The organism is Streptomyces sp. NPDC041796 (assembly GCF_055590785.1).
On record NZ_JBVJAH010000007.1, the window covers coordinates 169,713 to 193,782 of the forward strand.

21 protein-coding genes and 1 pseudogene are annotated in these 24,070 nt (G+C 73.0%); 7 read left to right on the forward strand and 15 right to left on the reverse strand.

Going from position 1 to position 24,070, the window contains the following annotated elements; all coding sequences use genetic code 11:
• Positions 1-11 precede the first annotated feature (11 nt).
• Positions 12-503: a cupin domain-containing protein gene (locus ACZ6C1_RS16330; protein WP_469241526.1), complete on the reverse strand. Its 492-nt coding sequence runs from the start codon at positions 501-503 to the stop codon at positions 12-14.
• Positions 504-610: 107 nt separating this feature from the next.
• Positions 611-1,264: a winged helix-turn-helix transcriptional regulator gene (locus ACZ6C1_RS16335; protein WP_469241528.1), complete on the reverse strand. Its 654-nt coding sequence runs from the start codon at positions 1,262-1,264 to the stop codon at positions 611-613.
• 85 nt (positions 1,265-1,349) lie between these two features.
• Here ACZ6C1_RS16335 and ACZ6C1_RS16340 point away from each other — a divergent pair, with 85 nt between their 5' ends.
• Positions 1,350-2,561 carry a pyridoxal phosphate-dependent aminotransferase gene (locus tag ACZ6C1_RS16340; protein ID WP_469241530.1) on the forward strand — a complete coding sequence of 404 codons (1,212 nt, stop codon included), beginning with the start codon at positions 1,350-1,352 and terminating at the stop codon, positions 2,559-2,561.
• A gap of 361 nt (positions 2,562-2,922) precedes the next feature.
• Here the strand turns inward: ACZ6C1_RS16340 and ACZ6C1_RS16345 are convergent, their stop codons facing one another.
• Positions 2,923-3,660 (reverse strand): DUF7873 family protein, encoded by a 738-nt coding sequence (locus ACZ6C1_RS16345; protein ID WP_469241532.1) that lies wholly within the window; start codon positions 3,658-3,660, stop codon positions 2,923-2,925.
• Between the two features lie 69 nt (positions 3,661-3,729).
• Here ACZ6C1_RS16345 and ACZ6C1_RS16350 point away from each other — a divergent pair, with 69 nt between their 5' ends.
• Complete coding sequence (locus ACZ6C1_RS16350) at positions 3,730-3,879, forward strand: hypothetical protein (protein WP_469241534.1); 150 nt, start codon at positions 3,730-3,732, stop codon at positions 3,877-3,879.
• Position 3,880: 1 nt separating this feature from the next.
• A complete protein-coding gene (locus ACZ6C1_RS16355) occupies positions 3,881-4,549 on the forward strand; it encodes a DUF2293 domain-containing protein (RefSeq protein WP_469241536.1) in 669 nt (222 codons plus the stop codon).
• 16 nt (positions 4,550-4,565) lie between these two features.
• Here the strand turns inward: ACZ6C1_RS16355 and ACZ6C1_RS16360 are convergent, their stop codons facing one another.
• The 5 genes from ACZ6C1_RS16360 to ACZ6C1_RS16380 all read right to left on the reverse strand — a co-directional run bounded on the left by ACZ6C1_RS16360 (position 4,566) and on the right by ACZ6C1_RS16380 (position 11,998).
• A complete protein-coding gene (locus ACZ6C1_RS16360; RefSeq protein ID WP_469241538.1) occupies positions 4,566-5,339 on the reverse strand; it encodes a chaplin in 774 nt (257 codons plus the stop codon).
• Between the two features lie 197 nt (positions 5,340-5,536).
• Positions 5,537-6,811, reverse strand: a complete 1,275-nt coding sequence (locus ACZ6C1_RS16365; protein ID WP_469241540.1) for an SWIM zinc finger family protein — start codon at positions 6,809-6,811, stop codon at positions 5,537-5,539.
• A complete protein-coding gene (locus ACZ6C1_RS16370; RefSeq protein WP_469241542.1) occupies positions 6,808-9,639 on the reverse strand; it encodes a DEAD/DEAH box helicase in 2,832 nt (943 codons plus the stop codon). The genes ACZ6C1_RS16365 and ACZ6C1_RS16370 overlap by 4 nt, the downstream gene beginning before the upstream one ends.
• Positions 9,640-9,797: 158 nt before the next feature.
• Positions 9,798-11,180, reverse strand: coding sequence for a carboxylesterase/lipase family protein (locus ACZ6C1_RS16375; RefSeq protein WP_469241544.1), 1,383 nt, complete (start codon positions 11,178-11,180; stop codon positions 9,798-9,800).
• Between the two features lie 122 nt (positions 11,181-11,302).
• Positions 11,303-11,998: a class I SAM-dependent methyltransferase gene (locus tag ACZ6C1_RS16380; RefSeq protein WP_469241546.1), complete on the reverse strand. Its 696-nt coding sequence runs from the start codon at positions 11,996-11,998 to the stop codon at positions 11,303-11,305.
• A gap of 117 nt (positions 11,999-12,115) precedes the next feature.
• Here ACZ6C1_RS16380 and ACZ6C1_RS16385 point away from each other — a divergent pair, with 117 nt between their 5' ends.
• Entirely contained in the window at positions 12,116-12,382 is a 267-nt protein-coding gene (locus tag ACZ6C1_RS16385) for a DUF6343 family protein (RefSeq protein WP_469241548.1), read from the forward strand.
• Between the two features lie 29 nt (positions 12,383-12,411).
• On the opposite strand, the gene ACZ6C1_RS16390 is transcribed toward ACZ6C1_RS16385, so the two are convergent.
• The 4 genes from ACZ6C1_RS16390 to rpsA form a co-directional block, all read right to left on the reverse strand.
• Positions 12,412-12,804: a tetratricopeptide repeat protein gene (locus tag ACZ6C1_RS16390; RefSeq protein WP_469241550.1), complete on the reverse strand. Its 393-nt coding sequence runs from the start codon at positions 12,802-12,804 to the stop codon at positions 12,412-12,414.
• Between the two features lie 131 nt (positions 12,805-12,935).
• Positions 12,936-13,559 carry a dephospho-CoA kinase gene (gene coaE, locus ACZ6C1_RS16395; protein ID WP_469241551.1) on the reverse strand — a complete coding sequence of 208 codons (624 nt, stop codon included), beginning with the start codon at positions 13,557-13,559 and terminating at the stop codon, positions 12,936-12,938.
• Between the two features lie 31 nt (positions 13,560-13,590).
• Positions 13,591-14,529: a PAC2 family protein gene (locus tag ACZ6C1_RS16400; protein WP_469241553.1), complete on the reverse strand. Its 939-nt coding sequence runs from the start codon at positions 14,527-14,529 to the stop codon at positions 13,591-13,593.
• 352 nt (positions 14,530-14,881) lie between these two features.
• Complete coding sequence (gene rpsA, locus ACZ6C1_RS16405; RefSeq protein WP_392714135.1) at positions 14,882-16,384, reverse strand: 30S ribosomal protein S1; 1,503 nt, start codon at positions 16,382-16,384, stop codon at positions 14,882-14,884.
• A gap of 351 nt (positions 16,385-16,735) precedes the next feature.
• Here rpsA and ACZ6C1_RS16410 point away from each other — a divergent pair, with 351 nt between their 5' ends.
• Positions 16,736-17,530 carry a class I SAM-dependent methyltransferase gene (locus tag ACZ6C1_RS16410; RefSeq protein WP_469241555.1) on the forward strand — a complete coding sequence of 265 codons (795 nt, stop codon included), beginning with the start codon at positions 16,736-16,738 and terminating at the stop codon, positions 17,528-17,530.
• Complete coding sequence (gene hrpB / locus ACZ6C1_RS16415; RefSeq protein WP_469241914.1) at positions 17,530-20,007, forward strand: ATP-dependent helicase HrpB; 2,478 nt, start codon at positions 17,530-17,532, stop codon at positions 20,005-20,007. Before ACZ6C1_RS16410 ends, hrpB begins: the two co-directional genes overlap by 1 nt.
• Here hrpB and pgfA read toward each other — a convergent pair.
• The 3 genes and pseudogenes from pgfA to ACZ6C1_RS16430 all read right to left on the reverse strand — a co-directional run.
• Positions 20,000-20,959 (reverse strand): annotated as a pseudogene (gene pgfA, locus ACZ6C1_RS16420) (cell envelope lipid trafficking protein PgfA); the annotation flags it as partial. The gene hrpB and the pseudogene pgfA sit on opposite strands and share 8 nt — an antisense overlap.
• Positions 20,960-20,973: 14 nt before the next feature.
• The gene (locus ACZ6C1_RS16425) at positions 20,974-21,114 is read right to left on the reverse strand and encodes an SPW_0924 family protein (RefSeq protein ID WP_469241557.1); all 141 of its coding nucleotides are present in this window, start codon (positions 21,112-21,114) and stop codon (positions 20,974-20,976) included.
• Between the two features lie 146 nt (positions 21,115-21,260).
• Entirely contained in the window at positions 21,261-22,985 is a 1,725-nt protein-coding gene (locus tag ACZ6C1_RS16430) for a lytic transglycosylase domain-containing protein (RefSeq protein ID WP_469241559.1), read from the reverse strand.
• A gap of 205 nt (positions 22,986-23,190) precedes the next feature.
• Here ACZ6C1_RS16430 and ACZ6C1_RS16435 point away from each other — a divergent pair, with 205 nt between their 5' ends.
• Positions 23,191-24,015, forward strand: a complete 825-nt coding sequence (locus ACZ6C1_RS16435; protein WP_469241561.1) for a DUF4184 family protein — start codon at positions 23,191-23,193, stop codon at positions 24,013-24,015.
• Positions 24,016-24,070 lie beyond the last annotated feature (55 nt).

Consider the following 24,070-nt stretch of genomic DNA (forward strand, 5'->3'; position numbering starts at 1 on the left):
GCCCCCGGGTTCTACTCCTGTGCGCACTCCGGCGGTTCCTCGTCCACCGACAGCGGAGCTCCGGCGGGCAGCAGGTAGGTCACGTACAGCACGACCGGTTCACTGCCGAGGTTGCGCCCGATGTGGCGGTGGCGGTGTCCCGCCGGTTCGACGAAGACCTGGCCCGCGCTGTACTGCTCGACCGAGCAGTCGTCCAGGGTCCGGGTCAGTGACCCCGACTTGACCACCACGATGAGCTCGCCGGGGTGGTTGTGCCAGCCGGTGGAGCCGCCGGCCTCGCCCGTGACGGTCCGTACGACGACGTCGGTACGGCCGGGCGGTGACTTGATCTTCAGCTTGCCGTCGGACGTCCCACTGGCGAGTACGGTGCCGGTCACCCCGTCGCCGGGTGTGGCGAGGGCGCCGGACGGCACCGCCGCGAAGGCGAGGACACACCCCGCCACCACCAGTGTCTTGCCGATCCCCGCCCGCGTACCCATCTTCGTCCTCGTCCCCGTCCCCATGGATCCCCTCCAACGCCTGGTGATTTCACGCCAGTTCGCGCAATGGGGAACTTTGTCACGCATCTGTCGCCGAGTCGGTGGATTCGCAGGAATTGGTACAGGATGGGTCAGATCGGCCTTGTGGTGCCCCTGAGGGCCCTCGCCAGAGCGCCTTCCCCCTCGACCTCGATACGCCCTGACTTCACGCCTTCATCGACCGGCATGTCCCCGCGCGCCACGGTCACGCACGTCGCGGCGTCCATCCGCAGACGGGCGTCCGGAGCCTCGTCCGCGGGGCCGTCGGCGTAGGCCGCGCCACCGTCCGCACCGCCCACCCGGACGTGGAACGTCCCCTCGTCGAGCCGGACTTCCACCACTCCCGGACCCATCGCCACCGCCTCCAGGGCGTCCAGCAGCGGGATGGCGAACCAGTGCGCCCGCACCGCGTCCGTGGGCCGGGGTTCGTCGAGCGCCCGGGCACCCCAGGCGGCCAAGGCCCGGAGCACGGGGAGCAGGTCCCGGCCGTGCTCGGTGAGTTCGTACACGTACGCGGAGGCGGGCGGCGGGAGGCGACGGCGGGTCACCAGATCGTCCCGCTCCATGTCCTTGAGCCGCGAGGCCAGCATGTCCGTGCTGACGCCGGGCAGATCGGCGTGCAGGTCGGTGTAGCGGCGCGGCCCGGCGAGCAGTTCACGGACGATCAGCAGCGTCCAGCGGTCGCCGACGTCGTCGAGGGCACGGGCGGCGGCGCAGTACTGGTCGTAACGTCGGCGTCGTGGCATGCGACGCAGTCTAGACAACTTGTTGGACTTTCCAAGCTCGAACTTGGTAAAACCAAGCAACACCATTTCTGGGAGGTCGTCGCGCATGGAGTTCCGGCAGTCGAGCAAACTCAGCGAGGTCTGCTACGAGATCCGCGGCCCGGTGATCGAGCAGGCCAACGCGCTGGAGGAGGCCGGCCACAGCGTTCTGCGCCTCAACACCGGCAACCCGGCCCTCTTCGGTTTCGAGGCGCCCGAGGAGATCGTCCAGGACATGATCCGGATGCTCCCGCAGGCCCATGGCTACACCGACTCCCGCGGGATCCTCTCCGCCCGCCGCGCCGTCGCGCAGCGCTACCAGGCCCTCGGCCTCCCGGACGTCGACGTCGACGACGTCTTCCTCGGCAACGGCGTGTCCGAGCTGGTGTCGATGGCGGTCCAGGCCCTGCTCGAGGACGGCGACGAAGTACTCATCCCGGCACCCGACTTCCCCCTGTGGACCGCCGTCACCACCCTCGCCGGCGGCCGGCCCGTGCACTACCTGTGCGACGAGTCCGCCGACTGGTACCCCGATCTGGACGACATGGCGGCCAAGATCACCGACCGCACCCGGGCCGTCGTCATCATCAACCCCAACAACCCCACCGGCGCGGTCTACCCGCGCGAGATCCTGGAAGGCATCCTCGATCTCGCCCGCCGCCACGGCCTGATGGTGTTCGCCGACGAGATCTACGACCAGATCCTGTACGACGGCGCCGTCCACCACACGGCCGCCTCCCTCGCCCCCGACCTGGTCGTCCTGACCTTCTCCGGTCTGTCGAAGACGTACCGCGTCGCCGGCTTCCGCTCCGGCTGGCTCGTCGTGACCGGGCCGAAGCAGCACGCGCGCAGCTACCTGGAGGGGCTCACGATGCTCGCCTCCATGCGCCTGTGCGCCAACGCGCCTGCCCAGTACGCCATTCAAGCCGCCCTCGGCGGCCGCCAGTCCATCCACGACCTGACCGCCCCCGGCGGTCGCCTCCACGAGCAGCGCGACAGGGCGTGGGAGAAACTCAACGACATCCCCGGCGTCTCGTGCGTCAAACCCAAGGGCGCGCTGTACGCGTTCCCGCGCCTCGATCCGAAGGTGCACCGCATCCACGACGACGAGAAGTTCGTCCTCGACCTGCTGCTGCGCGAGAAGATCCAGGTCGTCCAGGGAACCGGTTTCAACTGGCCGCGCCCGGACCACTTCCGCATCCTCACGCTCCCCCACGCCGACGATCTCGACGCGGCGATCAGCCGGATCGGCCGCTTCCTGAGCGGATACCGCCAGTAGCCCGGAAAAGGAGCGGGCCCGGGGGCGTAGCCGGCCCCCGGGCCCTGTGGATACCGCTCACATCACACGCCGGCACCGTCGGACCCGGATCAATCGTCATGTCGCCGCGTCCTGCCTTTAGACGACCGCACATCGAGCTGCGCGGGCCGGAGTCGAACCGGCATTTCGACGCACCGGGGTCCAGGCCCGGTCGTACCGGCGATGAGCGGCGAATGCTGAGTCTGGAGCAATAGTCTGAGTCTGAGGGCGGCCCTTACCGGAACCGCTCCGTCACGACAAGCTTCAGCTTCAGCTTTGCGCTCCTCGCGCACCCCGGCCCACATGTGCGCGGGCCGGGGAGTTCATGGGTGTGGCGTGCGGGTCACCCGAAAAGGTAGCCGAACACGGCGTCGCCGACGCGCTGGTCGGTGACCTCCGCGCTGTTCGCCTCCTCGCGGGCGAACTTCACCGCCTGCTGGAGCTTGTCCACCCGCTCCAGCAGCTCGTTGACGCGCCGCGCGGGCAGCGCGCCGGAGAACTTCACGGTGGTCCAGTACCCGACGGGGACGTCCTCGTAGTAGACCTCGACCTGGGCCGGGTGCTTGTCGGTCGCCTCCGCCTTCACATGGTTGCGCGGCACCTTCTTCGTCCGCACCGTCCGTACCGGCTCGGTCTTCCACGCGTCGGTCGACGGGTCCTGGCTCCACGACTCGGCCGCGTCGAGCACCGGCAGCTTGCGGAGGAAACCGGCTATGTCCGTCAGCTGCTTCTCCAGGAAGAGGAGATACGCGACAGGGGCCTGGCTCACCAGCACGCGCCCGTCGACGGTGACATCCGCACGGGCGGTGCAGTTCGCCCAGTCCTTGGTGGCGGTGACGTCGAACAGCCTCGTCAGCGTCTTCGCCGTGTCCCGCAGCACGTCCTCCGCCTTGACCTGGACGAGGGTGGACTCGGGCGGCAGCTGCTCCCCTTCCTCGTCCTTCGGCTGGTACGTACGGGCGATGCCCGCGAGCAGGGCGGGCTTCTGCAGCCCGTGGTGCGCCGCGGCCAGGTCCTGCTGCGCCTTGGCCTTGACGCCCTTCTCAACGGCGATGATCTGATTGAGTTTTGTCGTTGCCACGGGGGAATTCAATCAGCACCGGTGTGCCTGGATCGAATGATTTTAGGAGTGACGAGGAGGGCCCTCGAGGTGACGCACCGCATGCACGAGGCGAAGGACGAAGCGGACGACGAGGCGAAGGACGAAGCGAAGAACGTCGCGGAGCGGGAGCGGCGTTCGCAGGAGGCCGTCGAGGCGCCGGCCGCGTCCCTCGGGGCCGCGGCACCGAGCGTGTGCTGACATGGCGGGCCCGGGGGTGGCGGCCCCGCTCGTGGTGATCGAGCCTCGGGGGCGCCGCCACTGCGCGGAGTGCCGCGGCGGACCGCTCGCACGGATGGTCCTCGAGTTCAACGCGCCGCTCTGCCTCGACTGCGCGGACCTCGGCCACCTGGTCCACCTGCCACGCGGCGACGCGGCACTCACCCGCCGGGCCCGGGAGGCGAGCGGCCTGTGGGCGGTGGTCGTACGGCACAACCGGCGCCGTACACGGTACGAACGCCAGGGCATCCTCGTGGAGGAGGCCGCCCTCGCGCGGGCCGAGGCGGCGTGCCTGGCCGACGCCGAGGCGCGGGCCCGCCGCCGGGCGCGGGACGCGGTGCGCCGGGCGGCCGAGGACGTGCGGTTCAGGGCCGCGCTGGGCGCCGAGATCCTGCGCCTGTTCCCCGGCTGCCCGCCGGAGCGTGCCGCGGAGATCGCGGCGCACGCCGGAGAGCGGGGGAGCGGCCGGGTGGGCCGTACGGCCGCGGGGCGCGCACTGGACGAGGGCGCGGTCACCGCGGCGGTACGGGCGTCGGTGCGGCACCTCGACACCGAGTACGACGCCCTGTTGATGCGCGGTGTCCCCCGCCGCCAGGCGCGTAACCGCGTGGCACCGGTCATCGAGTCGGTGCTGACCGCCTGGCGGCGGTGACCTTCGGCCGGCTCGCTCAGGTGCGGTCGGCCGTGAGGCGGAAGCGGCGGTAGAGGAGGCCACCGCCGAGCACGAGGCCCATGGCGGCGGGCACTCCGACACCGATGAGGCCGGCGCCGGAACCGGTCTCCGCCAGCGACGTCAGGCTGGTCTGCGGGAGCGGGGCGGGGGCCTGGTCGGCCGGTGCGGGGGCCGGGGCGGCGGGCTCGTCGGGGTCGGGCGCGACGGGCTCTGCCGGCTTGGTCGGCTTCGTCGGCTTCGTCGGCTTGTGAGGCGTGGCGGGCGGCTTGCTGCCGCCGTTGCTCGAGGCGTTGCCGAACGCGGGGTTGAGGATGCCGACGACGCTGACGGAGTTGCCGCTGACGTTGACCGGCAGGTCGACGGGCAGCTGGATGCCGTTGCCGGAGATCACGCCGGGCGACTTCACCGCGGTGCCGTCCGCCGAGGCGCCGCCGCCTCCACTGCCGTTCGTGCTGCCGCCCTTGCCCCCCTGGCCACCGTGCTTGCCGTGCGCGGTACCCGGGCGGTCCTTGTGGTGGTGGCCGCCGCCCTTGTTCTCGCACGTGTTGCCGGCCGCGGGGTTGAGCAACCCGACCACATTGACCGTGTTCCCGCAGACGTTGACCGGGACGTCCACCGGCAGCTGCACGGCGTTGCCGGAGATCAGCCCCGGCGAATCGGCCGTGGCGCCGGCCGCGTCGGAGTCGGCGTGCGCGTATCCCGCCGCCAGAGCGAGCGCGCCGCCCGTGGCCATCAAGGTGACCAGACCATTTCGGCGAGTATGCCTCATGGCTTCCTGCCTTCCGGAGACTTTCACGGGCACCCGCCCGCACCGGAATTAACGCGTTACAGCCGAGTGGGGTTATGACGCATCCGCCATTCACCCCATCGAGTGGCGGCCCAATCGAACCCTCACATGGTCTTTACCAGGCGTCCCCCTGGCCACCGGGGAAGAGGCGCCGACGGAGCCCATGTGCGTCCTGGCTCTCAGCGCTCCAGCAGGTCCGTGAGCGCTCCGACCGGGTCGGCGTCAGGGGTGCCTCGGGGCCACCAGTCCTCGCGGTCGGGGTCGGACTCGTACCCGTACCAGAGGCCGTCGCGGCCGTAACGCAGTTGCAGCGAGCGGCTGGAGAGGCGATTGCGCCAGGGACGGAAGTGCGGGAGGTCGGCGGCGATCAGCGCGGGGCGGGCGCGGTCGAAGGGGCCGGCGGGCGGGTCCCACGGCTCCTCCAGGACGGCGAGCCCGGCCGGTCCGCCCTGGCGCCAGGCGGCGACCGCGCGCGCCAGGTCGGCGGGGGTGCGGTCGAGGGCGGCGGCGAGGTCGCGGTACAGGGCGCGGGTGGATGCGGTCAGGCCGGATCCGGGGTGGGCGGCGGCGAGACGGACGGCGTCCTGCCAGGGGGTGAGGGCGGCGACCGGGTCCTGGCCGGTGGTGAGGAACGTGTGTGCGCGGGCGGCCGCCTCCGTGGCCAGCATCTCCAGGGCCAGCGGGTCGGGGGCGTCCGGATCCTCGGGGTAGAGGGGCGGGCGCCCCGGCCGGTCGGGCGCGGGGAGCGGCGGCGGCAGGGTGGTGGCGGGCGGGGCCAGGACCGCCGCGCGGGCGGGCACGGTGGGCAAGGGCGGGGGCGCGGCGCTGGTTTCGGCCGCCTCGTGGGCGGCGTTGCGATGGCTGAGCGCCGCGAGGATCTCCTGCTCGCCGCGGCCGCGCATCAGGAACAGCACGAACGGGTCCTCGTCGAGGAGCCGGGCCGCCTGGTAGCAGAGGGCGGCGGCGTGCTTGCAGGGATAGCCGTGGTCGGGGCAGGAGCAGTCCGGGACGAGGTCCCCGGGCCCGGGCAACAGGTCGACCGCCGCGGCCAGGGCGTGCGGCACGTCCTTGTCGAGGAGCGCCGCGATGTGGTCGGGGCGGGCCGCGGCGGCGTCCAGGAACCGCTCCCAGTCGTCGTCGCCGAGGACCCGCAGCCGGATCTCGGTGCGGTACGGGCGGGGCCGGCTGCCGTGGACGTACGCCGTGACACGGCCCGGTGTCACGGTGATCGCGTCGACGTGCCCGGTGGCGGCATACGCCCGCCCGCGGGCCAGGCGTGCCGGGTCCAGGGCGGTGTCCTCCAGGGCCTCCACCCAGGCGTTGCCCCACCAGGTGGCGGCGAACTTCCCGTCGGCGCCCTGGGCGGGGGCGAGCTGCGGGAACGTACGACGGCGGTCGTCGTGCAGCGGGAGGCGCCGGGAGCCGGGGCGTGAGCCGGGGCGGTGCGGGCTCATGACAGCCTCCTCAGCGACACGAGGTCGGCCAGCTCGCGGTCGGTCAGCTCGGTGAGGGCGGCCTCTCCGGAGCCGAGGACCGCGTCGGCCAGGGCGCGCTTGGTGAGCAGCATCTCCGCGATGCGGTCCTCCACCGTCCCTTCGGCGATCAGCCGGTGCACCTGCACGGGCTGGGTCTGGCCGATGCGGTAGGCCCGGTCGGTGGCCTGCTCCTCTACGGCCGGGTTCCACCAGCGGTCGTAGTGGACGACATGACCGGCCCGGGTGAGGTTGAGGCCGGTGCCGGCGGCCTTGAGGGACAGGACGAACACCGGGACCTCGCCGGACTGGAACCGGTCCACCATGCGCTCCCGCTCCGCCACCGGCGTCCCGCCGTGGAGCAGTTGGGAGGGGACCGCGCGGGCCGCGAGGTGGGCCGTGAGCAGCCGGGCCATGCTCACGTACTGGGTGAAGACCAGCACGGAGCCGTCCTCGGACAGGATCGTGTCGAGCAGTTCGTCGAGGAGGGCGAGCTTCCCCGAGCGGCCGGCCAGCCGTGCGGGCTCTTCCTTGAGGTACTGGGCGGGGTGGTTGCAGATCTGCTTCAGGGACGTCAGCAGCTTCATCACCAGCCCGCGGCGTGCGATGCCCTCCGCGCCCTCGATCTGCGCCATCGTCTCGCGCACCACCGCCTCGTACAGCGAGGCCTGTTCGCGGGTGAGGGGGACGGGGTGGTCGGACTCCGTCTTGGGCGGCAGCTCGGGCACGATCCCCGGGTCGGACTTCTTGCGGCGCAGCAGGAAGGGGCGGACGAGCCGGGCGAGCCGCTCGACCGCCTCGTCGTTCTCGATCTGTTCGGCGTTCTCGACGGCGCGTGCGTGCCGGGAGCGGAACGCCTTGAGCGGGCCGAGGAGGCCGGGGGTGGTCCAGTCGAGCAGGGCCCACAGCTCGGACAGGTTGTTCTCGACGGGGGTGCCGGTGAGGGCGACGCGCGCGGGCGCGGGGATGGTGCGGAGCGCCTTGGCGGTCGCGGAGAACGGGTTCTTGACGTGCTGGGCCTCGTCGGCGACGACCATCCCCCACTCGTGGCCGGCCAGTTGGCCGGCGCTGGTGCGCATCGTGCCGTAGGTGGTCAGCACGAAGCCGCCGTCGAGGCCGTCCAGGGTGCGGTCGGCGCCGTGGAAGCGGCGCACGGGGACGCCGGGGGCGAACCGGGTGATCTCCCGCTGCCAGTTGCCCAGCAGGGAGGCCGGACAGACGACGAGGGTGGGGGCCCGGCGGGCACGGCGCAGATGGAGGGCGATGAGGGTGACGGTCTTGCCGAGGCCCATGTCGTCGGCGAGGCAGCCGCCGAGTCCCAGGGAGGTCATCAGATCGAGCCAGGCCAGGCCGCGCAGTTGGTAGTCGCGCAGGGTCGCGTCGAGGCCGGGCGGCGGGGCGACGGTGCCGGGGCCCGCCACGAGCCGGTCGCGCAGCGCGGCGAGCGCGCCCACGGGGACGGCCTCGACCGTCTCCCCGTCCACCTCGGCGGTGCCGCTGAGTGCCACGGCGAGCGCGTCGACGGGCTCCAGCAGGCCGAGCTCCCGCTTGCGCGCCTTGCGTACGAGGGCCGGGTCGACGACCACCCACTGGTCGCGCAGCCGCACGACGGGGCGGTGCGCCTCGGCGAGGGCGTCCATCTCCCGCTCGGTCAGCGGGTCTCCGTCCAGCGCGAGCTGCCAGTTGAACCTCAGCAGTTCCTCACTGTCGAAGAACGCCGTGCCGTCGGTGGCCGAGCCGGGCGCGGGCCGGACGACCGCGGCGGCGGTGAGCGACCGGGCCAGTTCCCTGGGCCAGTGCACGGTCACACCGGCCGCGCCGAGCCGGGTCGCGGCGGGGCCCAGCAGCTCGTACAGCTCGTCCTCGGTGAGCGACAGGACGTCGGGGACGTCCCGCTCCAGCAGGCGGGCCAGCGGCGTCCAGACCCGGGCGGCCCGCCGCAGCGCCAGTACGGCGTCGATGCGGGCACGCGGCCCGAAGTGCTCGGCGCCCTCCCCCGCCCACAGGGCCGCCGCGTCGACGACCAGGGTGGGGTCGGCGAGGCTGTGGACCTGGATCAGCGCGGCGGCGGCCTGCCGTTCGTCGCCGCCCTCGGGGGTCGTGTCGAACAGCTCGTACCCGGACAGGTCGAGGCGGAGGGAGACGCGGACCCCGGCGTCCATGCCCGCCGCCGCCTCGGCGGCCCAGGCACGCGCGCGGGGCAGGTGCTGCGGGGCGGGCGCCGCGAACGGTTTGCCGGCGGCGTAGGCGGCGGCCGGTGTGCGGGGCAGGGTGTCGGCGACCGCGTCGAGGAACGCCCGCACGAGGGCTTCCGGCTCGGGGAGGCGGAGGGGGCGCGAGCCGGGGACGGGCACGGCATGGGCTTCGTACGGCATCGCCGCCGCGACCGCCCGGAGGTGGGCGATGTCGTCCGCGTCCAGGGGCCCGGCCCGCCAGGCGTCCAGGTCGTCCGAGGTGAGCCCCGGCAGCAGTCGGCCGCGCCCGGCCAGGTGCAGGGCGTGCAGGGCGGCCGCGCCCCAGCAGGCGGCTGCGGGATGCGCGGCCGGGTCGTGCCGCGCGGTGACCAGCAGGGGCAGGGCGTCGGCGACCGGCAGGATCACCGCCGGCACGGTCCGGCTCCGCACCCCGGCCCCGTGGGCCCGCACGACGGTGATCGTCCCGGACCCGGCTTCCGCCCCGGCCCCGTCTTCCGACCCGCCCACCGGCGGCAGGGGGCCGCCGTCCGGGGACCAGAAGGCGACCCGGCCCTCGCGCGGGAGCGCGGCGGGGAGGAAGACGGCGGCACAGGTGTGCGGCGGCCGCTGCCCCATGGCCGGTCACCTCCCCTCACGCTGGTCGTGTCGTGGATCTACGACCTTACGGCGGGGGTCTGACAATCGGCTCGAGCCCCGTCAGCGCAGCCCCTCCCACAAGGCCCGCTCCGCTCCTCGTGGGTCCTCGGCCACGCCCGCTCCGGCGTCGTCGAAGATCATCGTCGTGCGGGTCCGGAGGTCGTACGCGGCCCATCCGGGTCGCCGGTCGTGGCGAACGCCACCCATGCCCCGTGCATCGCGTCCGCCACCGCCCGGGCCGGGTCCTGGCCGATCATCGGCGCGTAGGCGGGGTCGTCGAGCCGGTCGAAGACGTACGCCAGCTCCCCGGCGTGGCAGGCGCCGAGCCGCCCGTCGAAGGCGGAGGAGCGCCGCGCGAACTCGTACATGTAGGAACCCGGCACCGACTCGGCCAGCCTGATCGCCGGAATCCGGTAGAACCAGTCGGTCACCATCGCGTCGAAAATCTCCCCGGGCGAGGCGCCGTCGGGCCGCGCCTCGCGGTAGACGGGCAGGGCCTTGTCGGGTTCGAGGCCGTACGCCCGGGCCGTGGCCCGGAGTTTGGCCTCCGGCAGGAGGTCCAGCCGCCCGGTGGGGACCAGGAAGAGCCGGTACTCCTCGCGGTTGCTGCCGACCAGCAGGTCCACCGGGCAGTCGGGCCCCGGCAGGGGAAGGCCGTCGATCACGGGCTCGAAGGGCATCGCGTTGAGCGCCGCCTCCCCCCACAGGGCGGGGTCGGGGCGGGCGCCGATCTCACCGCGCAGTTCCGACTGGGCGGTGAGGAGCCTGTCGAGCGGTACGGCGGCGAAGGCTTCGGCCGTCGGTTCCACCGCCAGCTTCTCGGCGAGGCGGGCGGTGATCCGGCGGGCCGACGCGGGGCGGAGGAAGTGGTGCGCCGCCCCGCTCTGCAGGATCGCCCGGTGGAACAGGCCACGCGCCCGGGGCTCCCCCAGCAGGACGCCGATGCTCATCGCGCCGGCCGACTCGCCGAAGAGGGTCACCCGGTCCGGGTCGCCGCCGAAGTTGGCGATGTTGTCGCGTACCCATTCGAGCGCCGCTATCTGGTCGAGCAGCCCCCGGTTGTCCGGGACGCCGTCCAGGTGCAGGAACCCGTCCGTGCCGATGCGGTAGTTGAGCGACACGAACACCACGCCGTCCCGCGCGAAGGCACTGCCGTCGTACGCGGACGACGACGCCGACCCGTTGGCGAACGCCCCGCCGTACAGCCACACCATGACCGGCAGTCGGGCGCCGGGGCCGGGGGACGGGGTCCACACGTTGAGGTTGAGGCAGTCCTCGCCGGGGACGGTCGTTTCGGGGAGGAGGGCGTCGAAGGGCGGGGTGTACGGGGCCTTCGGCGGGGTCGGGCCATGGGCCGTGGCGTCGCGTGCGCCGCTCCAGGCGCGGGGCGGGGCGGGTGGCCGGAAGCGCAGGGGGCCGAAGGGCGGTGCGGCGTAAGGGATGCCGAGGAAGGAGGCGGTCCCGTCGGCCGAGGCGTTGCCCCGTACCGCGCCCTGCCTGGTCATGCACACCGGTCGCATGGAGGTCCCTTCGTCGTGGTGCCTCTCTCGTACCGTGCCGCCCTTCCCCGCGTAAAGGCCGCCGCCGGCTCGCGCTGCCGTGGAGGTGGGCGGGGCGGGGCGGCCGGGGGACCGTCCCGAACTCATCGGTGCGCCGGCCGTGCCCGTACCCAGGTGCCGTCGTCCGTCAGATACGTGTCGACGGCGAGCCCGGCCGCGTCCAGGCAGTCCTCGAAGTCCTCCTTCGTCAACGGCCGGGACAGGAAGGTCTGCGTCCAGCGGGCGTCGGGGAAGACGTACTCGCAGACCACCGAGTTCACCCCGTCCCCGACCGGTTCCGCCGACGTGATGCGCACCGTGCAGCCGGACGGGTCCTCACGCTCCCGTGGGACGCGGGTGTGCCAGTCGACGCCCTCCCGCTGGATCAGTACGCATCCGTCGTCCGCGACGTGCCGCCGGCAGGCCGCGAGCATCCCGTCGCGCACCCGCCGGTCACCGGTGTGCACCAGGAACGACGCGAGCAGCACGACGTCGAACCGCTCCTCCAGGTCCAGCGCCTCGATCGGGCTCCGTACGGTCCTGATGCCGGGGACCCGCTCGCGGACCCGTTCCAGCATCTCGGCCGACTCGTCCACGGCGGTCACCTCCAGGCCGCGTTCGACCAGGGGCCGGGTGATCCGGCCCGCCCCGCTGCCGAGTTCGAGCAGCGTCGCGTTCGCCGGCACGGCGGCGGCGACGATGCCGGGCTCGGCGCCCGCGACGAGCCTGCTGTACAGGTCGACGGCACAGCCGTCCGGGGTGATCGCACCGGGCCCCGTGCCCCGGTGTCCGTCACGCACACGTCCACTCATGTGCCCTGAACGGCCGGCGGCAGGGGCCCGTTCCCGTCCCGGTCCTCGATCGGCCTGATCGAACAGGGCCGGGACGGGTACCCGGCGGAGCGGAGAGCGATCACCATGCGCAGACGTACCGGCAGTGAACCGAGAACCGCACGAAGCCCCCTCCGCATCCGCTTCTGGCTGGGGGTGTGGGGCCTGATCTGGGCGGGCGCCGGCACGGCGGCCTTCGCCCTGGCCGGGCGCCCCGGCTGGGCCGTGGCGTGCGGGCTGCTGGCCGTGGTCGTCCTGGTCGACCTCGTGGTCATCCGCCGCCACATCCGCCAGGGCCCGCACTACCAGCCGGGTCGCGACGTCCCCCCGTACGAACCGGACGACCGCTGGTAGCGCCCCTCAGGGGTGCGGGCCGACGGCGGTCACTCCTCGGGGGGTACCTCGTCCGGGAAGTCGACCGGGAAGCGCGCCGCCTCCAGGTACTCCGGCTTCGGCTCGAGGGCGGCGGCCAGCCGGAAGTGGCGCTTGGCCTGCTCGGGGCGGCCGGAGCGCTGGAAGGTGCGGGCCAGGGCGAAGTGCGCGAAGGCGTTGTCCGGCTCGCGCTCCAGGACCAGCTCGAACTCCAGCTCGGCGGGTCGAAGCTGGGCCGCCGCGAAGAAGGCCCGCGCGCGGAGCAGGCGGGCGGCGGTGTTCTCGGGGTGGGCCGCGATCACGGAATCGAGGAGCTTGACGGCCCCGCGCGGGTCCCGGGCGGCGAGCAGCCGCTCCGCCGCGCGGTAGTCGATGACGTGGGTCTCCGGGTTGGTCTCGGGCACGCTCACATCCTTCCCTCGCTGCGGCGGTTCAACATGGACGGCAGGGGCGGTATTCCTCCGGCCCGCCGGGGAGCCACCCCGGGCCCGTCCCCGCCCTCCGGTCCCCCGGCGTCTCTCCCGTACCGGCACGCTCATGCCTCCGGTTCGGCCGGCGGAGCCGCGGCGGCCCGTTCGGTGAGCCGCTCCCAGACCTGGCGCACCTGGGGCTCCAGGTCCTCCAGCGGGCCGTCGTTGTCGATGATCAGGTCCGCGACGGCTCGCCGCTGCTCCCGGGTGGCCTGGGCGCCCATCCGGGCGCGGGCCTCGGCCTCGGTCATGCCGCGCAGCCGTACCAGCCGGTCGAGCTGGGTCCCGGGCGACGCGTCGACGACCACGACGACGTCGTAGATCGGCGCCAGGCCGTTCTCGGTGAGGAGTGGTACGTCGTGGACGACCACCGCGTCGGGCGCGGCCGCGGCTTCGAGTTCCGCCGAGCGGGCGCCGACGAGGGGGTGGACGATGCGGTTCAGCGTGGCCAGCAGCTCGGCGTCGGAGAAGACGATCGAGCCGAGCCGGGGGCGGTCGAGGGTTCCCTCGGCCGTGAGGACGTCCGGTCCGAACGCCGCGACGACGGCCGCGAGCCCGGGCGTTCCGGGCTCGACGACCTCGCGGGCGATCTTGTCGGCGTCGACGACCACCGCCCCGTACGAGGACAACAGCCGCGAGACCTCGCTCTTCCCGGCGCCGATTCCGCCGGTCAACCCAACCTTCAGCATGGGCGGAAGCCTAGGCCTTGCGGGGCGGCCCCTAGAGGTCGCCCTCCCGCTCGGCCAGGAACCGTTCGAACTCGCGGCCGAGCTCGTCCGCCGACGGCAGATCCACCGGTTCGGCGACCAGGTTGCCGCGCGTCTCGGCGCCGGCCATCGCGTCGTACTGGTGCTCCAGTCCCTGGACGAGCGCGGTCAGCTCCTCGTCGCCCTCGCCGATCTGGCGCTCGATCTCGGTCTGGGTGCGCTGGGCCTGCGTACGCAGGGTGTGGGCAATGCCGGGCACGACCAGGCCGGTCGCCGCGGTGATGGCTTCCAGGGCGGTCAGTGCCGCGTCCGGGTAGGCGGACCGGGCGACATAGTGCGGCACGTGGGCGGCGACACCGAGCACGTCGTGTCCGGCCTCCATCAGCCGGTACTCGACCAACGACTCGGCGCTGCCCGGTACCTGTGCCTCGTCGAACGGGCTGCGGTGCCCGGGCATCAGGTCGGTGCGGTTGCCGTGCGGGGTGAGGCCGACGGGGCGGGTGTGGGGCACGCCCATGGGGATGCCGTGGAAGTTGACCGAGAGCCGCACCCCGAGCCGCTCGACGATCTGCCGTACGGCGACGGCGAACCGCTCCCACTCCACGTCCGGCTCGGGACCGGACAGCAGCAGGAAGGGTGCCCCCGTGGCGTCCTGGACGAGGCGGACCTCGATGGCCGGCACCTCGTACCCGGTCCAGCGGTCGCGCCTGAAGGTGAGCAGCGGACGACGTGCCCGGTAGTCCACGAGCCTGTCGTGGTCGAAGCGGGCCACCACCTGGTGGGGCAGCGAGTCCAGCAGGCGGTCGACGATCTGCTCGCCGGTCTCCCCCGCGTCGATGTATCCGTCGAAGTGGTAGAGCATGACCAGGCCGGCCGACTCCTGTGCCAGAGCCATGTCGACGACGGCCAGGCCCTTCGGCTCCCATGCGTACAAATCCTGCGGATCAAGCACGATTACCGCTCCTCCTCGTGTTCGTAGGGAAGAACGTCACTCGCCGTACCGGCATTCCCCACCCAGGGCCCCTGCGGCATTCCCCCGGACCGGGAGCGCCGGGTGGGCCCTTGGGTCCGGACCCGTCGTTCACGCCCCACCACCCCACGTCGTCGTGCCGGACGACGGTGTATGCGGACAACACCCGCACCGGTGGCCGCGGCCTGGTCGCCCCGGGGGTGCCGGTCACGGGCTGAACGGCCGCAAGGCCGGCCACACGCGAGTCAGCACACGACTGAGGCCCGCCCCCTTCATGGGGACGGGCCTCAGTGCTGACTAGCTACTGCTCCTGCTCAGCGAGTGAGCCGGAGGTTCAGCTCTGGCCGCCGGCCAGCTTCTCGCGGAGGGCAGCCAGGGCCTCGTCCGACGCCAGGGCGCCGGAGTTGTCGTCCGACTCCGAGGAGTACGAGCCACCGGAGGCACCCGCCGGGGCACCGGCCGGAGCGGCGGCGCCACCCTCGGCAGCGGCGGCCTCGTCGGCCTCGCGGGACTTGATGACCTGGGCCTGGTGCTGCTCGAAGCGCTGCTGCGCCTCGGCGTACTGGGTCTCCCACGCCTCGCGCTGGGCCTCGTAGCCCGGCAGCCAGTCGTTGGTCTCCGGGTCGAAGCCCTCGGGGTAGATGTAGTTGCCCTGGTCGTCGTACGACGCGGCCATGCCGTACAGGGTCGGGTCGAACTCGACCGACGCCGGGTCGGCACCGAAGGACTCGTTGGCCTGCTTCAGCGAGAGGCTGATGCGGCGGCGCTCGAGGTCGATGTCGATGACCTTGACGAAGATCTCGTCGTTGACCTGGACGACCTGCTCCGGGATCTCCACGTGGCGCTCGGCCAGCTCGGAGATGTGGACCAGACCCTCGATGCCCTCGTCCACGCGGACGAACGCACCGAACGGAACCAGCTTGGTGACCTTACCCGGGACGACCTGACCGATCTGGTGCGTACGGGCGAACTGCTGCCACGGGTCCTCCTGGGTCGCCTTCAGCGACAGGGAGACACGCTCGCGGTCCATGTCCACGTCGAGAACCTCGACGGTGACCTCCTGGCCGACCTCGACGACCTCGGACGGGTGGTCGATGTGCTTCCAGGACAGCTCGGAGACGTGGACCAGACCGTCCACGCCGCCCAGGTCGACGAACGCACCGAAGTTGACGATCGAGGAGACGACGCCGGAGCGGACCTGACCCTTCTGCAGGGTGGTGAGGAACGTCTGGCGCACCTCGGACTGGGTCTGCTCGAGCCAGGCGCGGCGGGACAGGACCACGTTGTTGCGGTTCTTGTCCAGCTCGATGATCTTCGCCTCGAGCTCCTTGCCCACGTAGGGCTGGAGGTCGCGGACACGACGCATCTCGACGAGGGAGGCCGGCAGGAAGCCACGGAGGCCGATGTCGAGGATGAGACCACCCTTGACAACCTCGATGACGGTGCCGGTGACGATGCCGTCCTCTTCCTTGATCTTCTCGATGGTGCCCCAGGCACGCTCGTACTGGGCGCGCTTCTTCGAGAGGATCAGGCGGCCTTCCTTGTCCTCCTTCTGGAGAACAAGGGCCTCGATCTCGTCGCCGACCTTGACGACCTCGTTCGGGTCGACGTCGTGCTTGATCGAGAGCTCGCGGCTCGGGATGACACCTTCGGTCTTGTAACCGATGTCGAGCAGGACCTCGTCCCGGTCGACCTTCACGATGACGCCGTCGACGATGTCGCCGTCGTTGAAGTACTTGATCGTCTCGTCGATCGCGGCGAGGAAGGCTTCCTCGTTACCGATGTCGTTGACCGCAACCTGCGGGGTGGTGGCGGTGGTCTCGGTGCTGCTCGTCATGTGGGAAAGGGCTCCGGTACGGACATTGAAGTCGTAGGTACTGCTACGCCGAGAGCCCGTATCGCAGCTGAAGAAGCCGGACAGCCAAGGAAGCGCCCATCCCCGCCAGGGGAGGCGCCTCGACAACCGAGGGGACATACAACAGATGCGAGCGCGACCTGCTCCGTCTGAGGCGCGCAGGCCCGCAGCGCAACCTTTAGCATACGGGGACGGCCGGACACGGTCAATGCGCGAAGGCGCACACCCGGGGCAGAACGTCGCATACCCGGCACAATTAAGGTTTCCCAAGGCCATCGTGGCCGCGGCTGCCGCATGTGCGGGAGCCGTGCGCAACCTACAACGGCGGGCGGGATGATCCAAGAGTACGAGCCTGAAGCCACTCGGCGCCACGCCGGTGACGCGGAGAGCAGCCGGGCGAGCCGGGGCTGGTGGGACCGGCACGCGGACGAGTACCAGAGCGAGCACGGGGCGTTCCTCGGGGACGACCGGTTCGTATGGGGGCCGGAGGGGCTGGACGAGGCCGAGGCGGGGCTCCTGGGGGACGTCGCCGGGCTCGACGTGCTGGAGATCGGCGCCGGCGCCGCCCAGTGCTCCCGCTGGCTGGCCGCCCGGGGGGCCCGTCCCGTGGCGCTGGACCTGTCCCACCGGCAGCTCCAGCACGCGCTCCGCATCGGTGACGAGGTGCCCCTGGTGGAGGCCGACGCCACCGCGCTGCCCTTTCGGGACGGCTCCTTCGACGTGGCGTGCTCGGCGTACGGGGCGGTGCCCTTCGTCGCCGATCCGGTGCGGGTCTTCCGGGAAGTGCACAGGGTGCTGCGGCCGGGCGGGCGATGGGTGTTCTCGGTGACCCATCCGCTGCGGTGGGCCTTCCCCGACGAGCCGGGGCCGGAGGGCCTGTCCGTCTCGGCCTCCTACTTCGACCGCACCCCTTATGTGGAGCAGGACGAGGAGGGGCGTGCCGTGTACGTCGAGCACCACCGGACCGTCGGGGACCGGGTGCGGGACGTCGTCGCGGGCGGCTTCCGCCTGGTCGACCTGGTCGAGCCGGAGTGGCCGGCCTGGAACACCCAGGAGTGGGGCGGCTGGTCCCCCTTGCGCGGCCACCTGATCCCGGGCACGGCGATCTTCGTGTGCGAGCGCGCGTGATGCGGCTGCGGGACGAGGCCCTCGCCCTCCCCGTACGTACCGCCCTGCCCGCCCTGGAGCGGGCGCTGGAGGGGCACGGGGCCGCGGTGCTGTGCGCGCCTCCGGGGACGGGAAAGACGACCCTGGTGCCCCTGGAGCTCGCCCGGGCGGGCGCGCGCGTGGTCGTCGCCGAACCACGGCGGATCGCGGCGCGGGCGGCCGCCCGGCGGATGGCGTGGCTGCTGGGCGAGCAGGTCGGCGGCCGGGTGGGCTTCACGGTGCGCGGCGAGCGGGTCGTGTCGCGGGAGACGGTCGTCGAGGTGGTGACGACGGGTGTGCTGCTCCAGCGGCTCCAGCGGGACCAGGAGCTGGCCGGGGTGGACGTGGTGATCCTCGACGAGTGCCACGAGCGGCACCTGGACGCGGACACCGCCGCCGCGTTCCTGCTGGACGTACGGGCGGCGCTGCGGCCCGAGCTGCGGCTGGTGGCCGCGTCGGCGACGACCGACGCGGAGGGCTGGGCGCGCCTGCTGGGCGGCGCTCCGGTGGTTCGGGCCGAGGGCGTGGCGCATCCGGTGGAGGTGGTGTGGGCTCCCCCGGCCCGGCCGGTGCGGCCGCCGCACGGGATGTTCGTGGACCCCGCACTGTCGGCGCACGTGGCGTCGGTGGTGCGGCGGGCGCTGGCGGAGCGCGAGGGCGACGTCCTGTGTTTCCTGCCCGGTGTCGGGGAGATCGCGCGCGTGGCGGGGCTGCTGTCGTCCGTGGACGCGGAGGTGCTCCAGGTGCACGGGCGGGCGCCGGCGGCCGTGCAGGACGCGGTCCTCTCCCCCGGCCGCGGGCGGCGGGTGGTGCTGGCGACGTCGGTGGCGGAGTCGTCGCTGACGGTGCCGGGGGTGCGGGTGGTGGTGGACTCGGGGCTGGCGCGTGAGCCGCGCGTGGACCATGCGCGGGGTCTCGGCTCGCTGACGACGGTGCGGGCGTCCAGGGCGGCCGCCCGGCAGCGCGCGGGCCGGGCGGGGCGCGAGGCGCCGGGCGTGGTGTACCGGTGCTGGACGGAGGCGGAGGACGGGCGCCTGCCGCGGTTCCCGGCACCCGAGATCCAGGTGGCCGACCTGGCCGCCTTCGCGCTCCAGGCGGCCTCCTGGGGTGACCCGGACGCGGCGGGCCTGGCGCTGCTGGACCCGCCGCCCGCGGGCGCCATGGCCGCCGCGCGCTCGGTGCTGACGGCGATCGGCGCGGTGGACTCGGCGGGCCGGGTGACCGGCCGGGGCGTGACGATGGCCCGGCTGGGCCTGCACCCGCGGCTGGCCCGCGCGCTGCTGGACGGGGCGCCGGTGGTCGGCGCGCGGCGCGCGGCGGAGGTGGTGGCCCTGCTGAGCGAGGAGCCGCCGCGCGAGTACGGCGACGACCTGGCGGGCGCGTGGCGCACGGCGCGGCGCGGCGGCGACGCGTACGGGGCGCGCTGGCGGCAGGAGGCGCGGCGCCTGGCGCGGCAGCTGGACGGCGCCGGGGCACCGGAGGCGGACCTGCCGGACGACGCCGTCGTCGGGACGGTCACGGCGCTCGCGTACCCGGAGCGGGTGGCGCGGGCCCGGGGCGAGGGGGCGTTCCTGATGGCGTCGGGGACGGGCGCCGAGCTCGGTGAGGGGTCCCGGTTGCGGGCGGCTCCCTGGCTGGCCGTCGCCGTCGCGGACCGGCCCGCGCACGCCGCTTCCGCGCGCGTGCGGCTGGCCGCCGTGGTGGACGGGGAGGCCGCGCGGTCGGCGGCCCGGCATCTGCTCGTGGCGGGTGAGGAGGTGCGCTGGGAGGACGGCGACGTGGTCGCGCGGTCGGTGGAGCGGCTGGGCGCCATCGAGACGGCCCGGCGCCCGCTGAGGGACCCGGACCGCGCGCTCGTGCGCGTCGCCCTGCTGGACGGGCTGCGTCGCGACGGGCTGGGGCTGCTGCGCTGGTCGCGGGAGGCGGAGGAGCTGCGCCGGCGGCTGGCGTTCCTGCACCGGGTGGTGGGCGCGCCGTGGCCGGACGTGTCGGACGCCGCGCTGCTGGACCGTACGGAGGAGTGGCTGGAGCCGGAGTTGTCGCGGGCCCGGCGCGGGGCGGACCTGGCGCGGATCGAGGCGGGGCAGGCCCTTCAGCGGCTGCTGCCGTGGGCGACCGGCGACGCGGCCCGGCTGGAGGAACTGGCGCCGGAGCGGATCGAGGTGCCGAGCGGGTCACGGGTCCGCGTCGAGTACGGCGGTGAGCAGCCGGTGCTGGCGGTAAAGCTCCAGGAGATGTTCGGGCTCGCGGAAACGCCCTCCGTCGCGGGCGTTCCGGTGCTGGTGCACCTGCTGTCGCCGGCCGGGCGCCCCGCCGCCGTCACGGCGGACCTGGCGTCCTTCTGGCGCGACGGGTACCGCTCCGTACGCGCGGAGCTGCGGGGGCGCTACCCGAGGCATCCGTGGCCGGAGGACCCGACGGCGGCGGAGCCGACCCGTCGGACGAACGCGCGGCGCTGACGGCCGGGCGGCGGCGTGCGCGTGCCTCCAGCCACAGGGACAGCGCCGCCAGTCCCGTACCGAGGAGCAGGAAGCCCCAGGGCAGGTGTGACGTCATCAGCAGGACCAGGCGGCGCTGGGAGCGCACCAGGTCGACGGTGTGGTCGAGGTAGTCCTCGCGCATCTTCACGTGTCCGGCGAAGGCGGTGACCTTGTCGCGGCCGCCGAGCAGGGTTCCGCCGCGCAGTTCCTCGCGGTGGATCTCCTCGCCGTTGACGGGGGCGCCGGTGACCGGTTCGACCCAGAACATGCGCGTGGTGGTGTACCAGCGGGTGGTGCCGGTCTGCTGTTCCAGCTTCGACGCGTCGATGCCCGGCAGGGGCATCTTCTTCGGGTACGGCACCTTCGTCCAGGGGACGGTCTGTTCGAAGTAGTAGACCTCCAGGCCGCGGAAGGTGCGGCTGCCCTTGTAGTGGATGGGCGCGGAGGTACGAGTCTGGGCGTCGAAGTAGGCGTAGTCCCGTTTCTCGGTGAGGAAGGGCCACTTGAACTCGATGCCCTCGCGGCGCACCGGGTCGCCGTCGACCGACTCACCGGTGGCGTGGACGGGTGCCTGGGTGTGGGCGTCGAAGATGTAGCGCTCGGGGATCTGGGACACCATCGAGCCGTCGGGGCCGGTCACATGCGACAGGGCGTCCCATACGACGACGTCGCGGCCCGCGTGGCGTTCGATCCTGCGGGACTCCTCGACGTTGCCCTTGAGGGTCTGGACGATGGTGACCTTCTCGACCCGCTCGGCCTTCATGGTGTCGTACTTCAGGAGCGTGGCCGGTTTCGCCTCCAGGACCATCTCCTGGTACTGGCCTGCCGGGATCTTCGCCAGCCTGGGGAAGGCGTACCACCGGAGGGTGGGGGCCATGGCGGCGAAGAACACGGCGAAGGAGAGGAGTACGAGGGCGGCTCTGCGGCGCATGGCGGGTGCCCCTCCTACTTCTTGGGGCCGGGGACCGTGGTGAGCAACGGCCGGGGCGAGGTCTCGCCCTCGGGGGCCGGGTTCGTCACGGCCAGGAGCAGCACCAGGAGCAGGACCGGGGCCAGGCCCATGGCGGTGGCTGCAAGGACGCGCATGGGACCGGCCTCCCACCTGATACTCCGTCAGATGGCAGGCACGGTAGCAATGGCGGCGCGAGATGAGAACACACGTCACACCGCCCCACCGGACGGGGTGGGGCGGTGTGCGCGGCGCTCGCGTCCGACCGGGTGCGGAGGGCCGGTCAGGCGACCTTGAGCTCGACGGTCAGGGTCGCGCCACCGGTGGTGGTGAGGCGGAGCAGGAACGTGCCGGTCTGGCCGTCCGCGAAGACCTTCGGAAGCGTGAGCAGACCGTTCGCGTCGGTCGTCAGGCCTTCGAGGGTGCGCACCGGGTTGCCCTCCGCGTCCTTGAAGAAGGGCCCCTTGTCGTTGACGGTCGCGTCGTCCGCCGACTTGATCATGGTGGCGGTCAGTGCGACGCCGGAGGCGGCGGCGCCCTTGTACGTCGCCTTCACCTGGACCTGGTCGGCGAACTCCGCCTCGGGACGGGCCGTCAGCTCCTTGGCGTCCGTCCTGGCCAGGGCGTCGGCCTGGCGGGCGGTGACGGTCGCCGCGTACTCGACCGGAGTGAGCGTGCGGCCCACCACGGTGGCCCGGACGGTGAACTCACCGGTCCGCTCGCCCGCCTGGAGCGCCGGGGCGGTGGCGGTGCCGTCGGCGCCCGTGAGGACGGTGACGGCGGTGGCCCCGCCGGGGAAGCGGGAGTCGGTCTCGCCGGTGATCGTGAACCTCACCTCGGCCCGGGCCACCGGCTTGCCCGCCAGGTTCAGCGCCGTCACGGCGGGGCGCTGCGTGAACACGGCGCCGGCCGTCGCGGTCAGCTCTCCCGTGCCGGCGTCCTTGATGCGCGCGACCGTGGCGGAGGGCGACGGGGAGGGTGTGGGGGTCGCGGGCGGAGTCGGCTCGGGCGTCGGCGTGGGGCTGGTCGTCGGCGGCTTCGGGGTCGGCGTACCGCCACCGTTGCCGGGCGGCGGGGTCGGCTTGGGGGTGGCCGTCGGGGGCGTGACCGACGGGCTCGGAGGCGGCGTCGGGGTCGGCGTGGGCGTGGGCGTGGGCCTGGGGCTCGGGTCGGTGTCGTTGTCGCTGCGGTCGACCGGCAGGACACCCGTGCCGTCGGGCACCTGGTGGCTGTTGTTCTTGTAGTACTCGAACCAGGACAGAACCGTACGCAGGTACTCCGTCGAGCGGTTGTAGCTCAGGATCGCCTTGTCCAGGTCCGCCTTCACCGCGAGGTCGCGGTTGTTGGCGCACAGGTACATGCCGGCCGCCTGGGCGGCGTCGTAGATGTTGTTCGGGTCCTTGCGGCCGTCGCCGTTGGCGTCCTGGCCCCAGCTCGCCCAGGTGGAGGGGATGAACTGCATGGGTCCGACCGCGCGGTCGTGGGTGGTGTCCCCGTCGTAGGCACCGTTGTCGGTGTCGGAGATGTTGGCGAACCCGACGCCGTTGAGGACGGGGCCGAGGATCGGCGTGAGGGTGGTGCCGTCGGCGCTGACACGGCCGCCGCGCGCCTGCCCGGACTCGACCTTGCCGATGCCGGCGAGGAGCTGCCAGGGGAGGTTGCAGCCGGGGTCGTTGCTCTTCAGGTGCTGCTCGGCCTGCTTGTACGCGGCGAGCACGGTCGCCGGAATGCCCGCCTCGGCGGGGCCCGTGACGACCGGAGTCGTGGGGGCGCCCGGCTTGGTGGGGGTGTTGAGCGGCGGCAGGTCCGTGTAGTAGGGGGAGTTGCCGGTCGCGGAGCCGTCGGGCGAGGGCGACGACACGTCCGACAGCGGCTGGTCGGCCCCGCCTCCCTCGGAAGGAGGCATCACTCCCGGCGCCTGTGAGGCGGAGAGCGCCGCCACCGCCGCCGCGGCCACCGCTGTGCTGGTGGCTCCCTTGCGCAGTCGACGGCCGATGTGCGCTGCCATACGTCTGGTCCCTCCCCGGTGGCTGCCCTTCGCGCTCCCCAGCGCGGCGACTCAGGCGACCCTACGTCAACTCGGCGCTCCTGGACACCGCCACCTGACCGCTTTTCACGCTTTCGTCACCTCTGCGTCGTCCGGAATCCGGTGAGCGAACGTCACGCATACTGGGCGCCATTGACCTGAGGTACGCATCGGGGGAACGACAGCAATGCCATTCACACTCAGCCACGCCGCGGCGGTCCTGCCGGGGATACGGAGGTCCGGCACCGCACGGGGGCCACTCGTCGCGTCAGCACTCGTCATGGGCTCGTTCTCGCCCGACATGACGTACTTCGCGGACACCGCGATCCCGGGGGCGATGCTCTTCGGGGACGTCACGCACAGCCTGTGGGGCGTCCTGACCGTCGACGTCCTGATCACCGCGGCGCTGGTGGCGGTGTGGCTGATGGTGCGTGAGCCACTGCTGGCCCTGGTGCCCGCCCGCCGGCAGGGGCAGGTGCACGCCCTGGTACGGGGGGAGTCCTGGCGGGAGCGGCACCCGGCGGGGCTGGCGGTCCGGTTCTACGTCTCGGCCGTCATCGGGGCGGCGACGCATGTGGTGTGGGACCTGTTCACGCACGCCGACCGGTGGGGCACGGAAGTGTTCCCGGCGCTCGGGGCGGTGGTGGCCGGGTTCCCCGTGTACCTCTACGCGCAGTACGGCGGCTCCGCCGTCGCGCTGGTGGTGCTGGTGTGGTTCGTGGGCGGCGCGCTGCGGCGCGTCCCGCCGGAGGCGGCCGGGCGGGCTCCGGCGTCGGTACCGGTGCTGGACCGGCGGGGCCGGTTGCTCGCGGCGGCGCTGCTCGGGGCGTGTGTGGTGGCGGGGATCGCCCACCGGTGCGCCCGGTGGTACGCGTACTGGGGGCGGATCGAGACACCGCTGGACATCATCCCCACGGCGTGCTTCGGCGCGGGGGCCGGGCTGGCGGCGGGACTGCTGCTGTACGGCGCGGGGATGCGGCTGCGGACGGCGGGGCGCCGGCCGGTGGGGTAGGGACGCGCCCGCCCCGAGGGAGCCGGGACGGAGTGCGGGACGGCAGCGCCCCGGC